Here is a 5,228-nt window from a genome sequence, read left to right as displayed (position 1 = left end):
CCGCCGTGACCAGCCTGACCCAGCTGGACCTGGATCGGGGCGAGACCGAGCGCGCCTGGTCGAGGATCGAGGAGCTGCTGCGAGCCATTCCCGTCGAGCAGGCTCTGGAGCGGGTCGACGCGCTCGCTGTCGCGGTCGCTGCCGGGGTGGCTGCCGGCCGCACGGATGAGGCCCACCGCGCCGCGGCCGAGCTCACCGCCACGGCGGCGGTGGTGGGGACGACCGCGTTCCTGGGTCGGGCGAGCGCGGCACTGGCCCGGCTGACGGAGGGCACCGACGCCGTTCGGCTCTGGCAGGACGCCGCTCGTTCGTTCCATGCGGCCGGACTGACCTTCGACGAGGCCGACACCCGGGTCGAGCTGGCGGCGGCGCTGCGAGCGTGCGCGGACGAGTCCGGCGCGCTCGAGCAGGAGGCGCGGGCCCGGGACCCGCTCGGCGGGACTGAGACGGACCGGGGCCGGCGTGACGGCCACGGGCTCACCGAGCGCCAGGTCGAGGTCCTTCAGCTGCTCGCCCGCGGACTCAGCAACGCCGAGATCGCCTCCGAGCTCCAGCTGAGCGAGCACACGGTGCATCGCCACGTCGCCAACATCTACACGACCCTCGACCTGGGATCGCGCGCTGCTGCCGCGGCGTACGCGGTCAGGCACGGGCTGGGATGAGTCCCCGACGACCCGACAGCGGCTCGTCGTCGGCGACGGTGGGCGCCGGGTGGCCCTCGACGTGGCGACCCCTCGAGCCCGGAGCGTGCCGGGAGTACTCCGCGGCCCTCGTGGTCGTCTCGGTGGCGGGTGAGGAGAAGTCCCCGCCGCTCCTAGAACGCAGGTCAGACGGGCCCTCGGGCTCCCATCACGGGTGGCCGGGGCCGCTGGGAGGCGGCCCCGGCCCTGGGTCACTCGCGCGTCAGCCGCGAGCCGCGATCAGGTCCTCGGCGAAGGCGATGAACCTCCGTCCCGTCGTCGCGTCGATGCCCTTGCCGAGCTGGGCCTGGGTCTTGTTGACGAAGGCCGACAGCTGGTTCCACTCGGTCGCGTGCCGGCCGGCGGCGTGCGAGCGCTGCGCCGCCACGAGGGAGTCCCGCATCCCTTGGTAGACCTTCGGGTCGGTGATCAGGCCGGCGGCCGACGCCCGGTCGACGTTGGCGAGGAGGCTCGCCGCGGTCGCCCGGACCCGGAACGTGACGGACCGGACCGTCGGGTTGCCGATGGCGTCCGTCGCGGTGACGTCCACCGTGTGCAGGCCCGGCTCGAGCAGGAAGGCGTCGATCGTCCCGTCGAGCACGATCGGGGCACCGTCGAGCGTCGCGGTGGAGCTCGCCACGCCGGACCCGTCGTCGCTGATCGCGACGGTGACGGCCGGCTTCGCGTCCGTCGCGTACGTCGCGCCGTCGACCGGCGAGCTGATCGCGACCGAGGGGCCGGTCGCGTCGAGCACCAGGGTCCGGGCGTCCGCAGCGCCTGCGGTGCCGCAGCCGTCCTTCGCCTGGGCGCGCACGACGTACTCACCGTCGGCACCGGTCAGCCCGAACGGAGTCGGCTCCGCCGGACCGGCGGGTCCGTACGCCGCAGGCTCTCCCTCGGGGGTGACGGAGGTCCGCACGGTCAGCTTCGACGTCGGGAAGTAGTTGTCCGTCGTCGTGGTGCCGATCCGGGTGTCAGCGCCGACGTACGTCGTGCCGTCCCTGACCGCGGTGGCGCCCGAGACGATGCCGAGGGTCGTGGTCGCACCGACGGTGTCGGTCAGCGTCGAGGCCGGGTCGCCGTCGTCGGCGAAGGCGTCGACGCCCTCGACGGGGGAGTGGAACAGCGAGCGCATCACGCTCTCGCGCGCCACGCAGTCCTCGAAGAGCCACATGGTGCCGAGCCCGTAGGACCGGCCGTCCCGCGGCGAGCTCGTGCGCCACTGGTACTCGGCGTCGAGCGACTTGTGCCAGCCGAGCATCACGTTGTTGTCGACCGGCCAGCCCGCGGCCGGGACGTCGCCGACGGCCGGGGCGTACGTCGCGTACAGGTCGGTCAGCCCGCTGCTGTCGCCGTGCCGTCCCGCGAGAGTCCGCACCAGCGTGTTGAGACCCTCGGGGCCGAGCATGGCGAGCTTGGCCATGGTGGTGGTGTCGCGCAAGGGCTTGAACAGGTCCGGGTCGTAGTCGCGGAACACGTTGTTCTCGTCGTCGTCCACGCCGGGCGAGAGGTGCATCGCGGCGTCGAGCTTCGCTCGGATGCCACCGGGGAACTGGTCCGGCGGGAAGAGCGCCTCGTTGGAGAGGAACTCCTCCGGGTTCGCGAAGACGTCGAGCGCCTCGCTGGGGTTGATCTTCCCGTCGTCGTCCTTGTCGAGGGCGTCACGGACGGCAGGGTTGAGATCGGTGAACCCGAGAGCCGCCGTCACGATCACGCCGAACAGGTCGTCCGCCACGTCGACGAGCGCGTCGACGACGTCGTCCTTCGCCTTCGTGACCAGCTCGTCGACCTTGTCGATCAGCGCAGCGACCTCGGGGAACTCGTCGCGCAGGGCGTCGGTGATCGGACCGACGATGTCGGCGATCGTGCTGGTCACGAAGCTGACGATCTTGCCGATGAACTCGCTGGCGCTGTAGATGCCCTCGCCGACGAAGTCCGGCAGGCCCATCATGGACAGCAGATGGTTGAGGACCCAGTCCTTCAGCGCGGCCTGGACCTGGGCGGCGTCGGGCTCGCCCCCGCTGAACAGCTGGCGTCCGATGGCCTCGGAGACGGCGGGCCAGGCGCGCAGACCGTCGTCGATGTCGGTGATCCACGCGTGCTCGTAGGACGAGATGAGGTGGTCGAACGGCTCGACGACGTCGGTCGGGTCGGGCGCGCAGCCGACCGTGGCGCCGACACACTTCCACCAGGTGACCGGCACGTCCTGCGGTCCGGTCGCGGTGTCGACGTGCAGGGTCTCGTGCTGCTTGTAGCAGTCCGGGTCGATGCTCAGGCAGTTCGTGTGGTCGAGGTCGAAGTCACGTGCCGCCACGTCGACCTGGAGCGCCGCCTGCTTCTCGAAGAAGTAGTCGTAGATCGGCGACGAGGAGTGCGACCGTGCGAAGTCGGACAACACGAGGGTGTCGCCCACGAAGTCGAGCGGCGCGGCCATGTCGTACGTCGTGCTCGGCTCTGCGTCGGCACCGGGCCGGTGCTTGTCGACGTACCCCTCGATCAGCACGTGCCGGACGGAGATGTCGGAGTTCTCCAGGTCGGTGAAGTCGGGGAAGACCCCTCCGGCCATCTCGTTGATCCACGTGTGGGCCCACGTGTCGCCGTTGGCGTGGCCGCCCATGTAGCCGAGCGCGAAGGCGATCCGCCGCAGCCGCTCGTCCTCGTTCGGGATCGGCTTCCAGGCCTGCTTCCACAGGTAGCTGAGCCACTCGGTGCTGTAGGCGGCGTCGGTGGACCGGTGGGTCGACGGGTCCGGGTCGTCGTTGTGCGTGCGGGTGTCGGGGTGGATCTGCCCCTGGCCGAACAGGATGTCGGGGTAGGCGTCCGGCCCCGCGGTGCCGGCGCGGTAGGCCTCGGGGTGAGCCTCGAGCGCGGCCCGGATGGTCGGGTCGACGGGGACCGTCACCGGTGCGCTCCCGTCGACCGGATCGATCGTGACCTCGCCGTCGAGCGCGTCCTGCAGGGCGGCCTCGACGGCGAACAGGTGCGTGGGCGGCTTCCACGCGTCCGCGGGGCCGTCGGTGGCGAGGGTGAGCCCGCTGACGACGACGCTCGTGGTGGCGACGAGCACGAGCCCTTGTCGCCAGCCGCGGTGTCTGCTCCGCACTCGATGGGTTGCCGTGGGCATGGGGTCTCCTCGTGTCGTGCCGGTCAACTGGATGCGGGGTTCGCGCGGTCCGCATCTGTTGCAGGCCCCGCGCACCCACGAACGGACCTTCTCGGCCGCCTCTTGGAGCCCACTGGGAGCCGACTGGAGGACCTCGACGTTCAGGCGCCCCGCGCCGGGGCGGGACCCGAGCGGTCCGTGCGGGTGGCTTCTGCTCAGTCCGCCTGCTCTCCTGCCGATGAGGGGGTGGGGACGTACGCGCGATCCCGGGGGTGGGGTCGCGCGGTGTGTCGGCGACGGCACGGGGGTGAGGAGGTGGGCCGTGGTGTCCACGCGGGTACGGATGGTGGCGGGGCTGGCAGCGGCCCTGGCCGTCGTGGCGACGACGTACGCCGGTCTGTCGACGCTCCGGTCGGATGCCGACGCCGCCGACGCCGCCGCAACGCGGTTGGTGGTCGTGCGGATGCACATCATCCAGATGCTCGACGTCCCCTGGGGCGCCTCGCCCGAGGAGACCGACGACCCCCAGGTCGTCGCCGACGAGCTGCTCGGCGCGAAGGAGGGCGTGCTCGGCGAGATCGACGACCTGACCCGCTCACCGGGGCTCCCCGAGCGCGATGAGTTCCTCGCGCACTTCGACACCTCGCTCGTCGCGCTCGGACGCATCCTCGCCGCGGTCTCGGCGGGGGACGACGGGGCCGTGGGCAACGCCGGGACGGTCTCGGCGCGGCAGATGTACAAGGCCGACGCGGTCCTGGAGGACGCGGCGGATCGCCTGCAGCGCGACGCGGACCGGTCGGCTCGCCAGGAGGCCGTCGGGTCGGTGGCCCTGATCGGCTGCCTGTTCCTCGCGTTCGGCGCCTACTTCGTGCGATCGGTCCGCTCGCGGGTGGCGCTGGCGGCAGCCGTCGACGAGCTCGCGGAGGCGCGCGACGCCGCTGTGGACGCCGCCCACCAGAAGGTGGCCTTCCTGGCCACGATGAGCCACGAGATCCGGACACCGCTCAACGGACTCGTGGGTCTCAACGACCTCCTCCTGCGCACCCCGCTGGACACCTACCAGGAGCAGCTCGTGAACGGAGCGGACGCCTCCGGACGCACGCTCCTGCGCCTGGTCAACGACGTGCTGGACCTCTCGAAGATCGAGGCCGGGGGCCTCGTCCTCGAGAGCATCGACTTCGACCTGCGCAAGCTGCTGGACGACATCGCGGTGGTGCTCGGGCTCCAGGCTCGGCAGAAGGGCGTGGAGCTCGTGGTCTCCTGCCACCCCGAGGTGCCCGAGCGGCTGCGCGGCGACCCGACCCGCCTGGGCCAGGTGATCTACAACCTGACCTCCAACGCCTTGAAGTTCACCTCGCGCGGAGAGGTCTCCGTCCGGGCGTTGGCCTATGACCACGTCACCCGCCAGGCCGTCCTGCGGGTCGAGGTCACCGACACCGGGCCCG

At 71.6% G+C, this 5,228-nt stretch carries 3 protein-coding genes; 2 read left to right on the top strand and 1 reads right to left on the bottom strand.

The window, feature by feature from the left end; all coding sequences use genetic code 11:
- Positions 1-662: LuxR C-terminal-related transcriptional regulator (locus Q0L15_RS12215; RefSeq protein ID WP_366939572.1), on the top strand; the 662-nt coding region annotated here is incomplete at its 5' end.
- A gap of 241 nt (positions 663-903) precedes the next feature.
- On the opposite strand, the gene Q0L15_RS12210 is transcribed toward Q0L15_RS12215, so the two are convergent.
- Positions 904-3,747 (bottom strand): hypothetical protein, encoded by a 2,844-nt coding sequence (locus Q0L15_RS12210; RefSeq protein WP_296604703.1) that lies wholly within the window; start codon positions 3,745-3,747, stop codon positions 904-906.
- A gap of 358 nt (positions 3,748-4,105) precedes the next feature.
- Between Q0L15_RS12210 and Q0L15_RS12205 the strand changes: the two genes are divergently transcribed.
- Positions 4,106-5,228 (top strand): histidine kinase dimerization/phospho-acceptor domain-containing protein (locus Q0L15_RS12205; RefSeq protein WP_296604701.1); only part of this gene is annotated, 1,123 nt, incomplete at its 3' end.

It is taken from the genome of Nocardioides sp. (assembly GCF_024509035.1).
GTDB lineage: Bacteria > Actinomycetota > Actinomycetes > Propionibacteriales > Nocardioidaceae > Nocardioides.
This window is presented reverse-complemented; position numbering and strand designations above follow the sequence as displayed.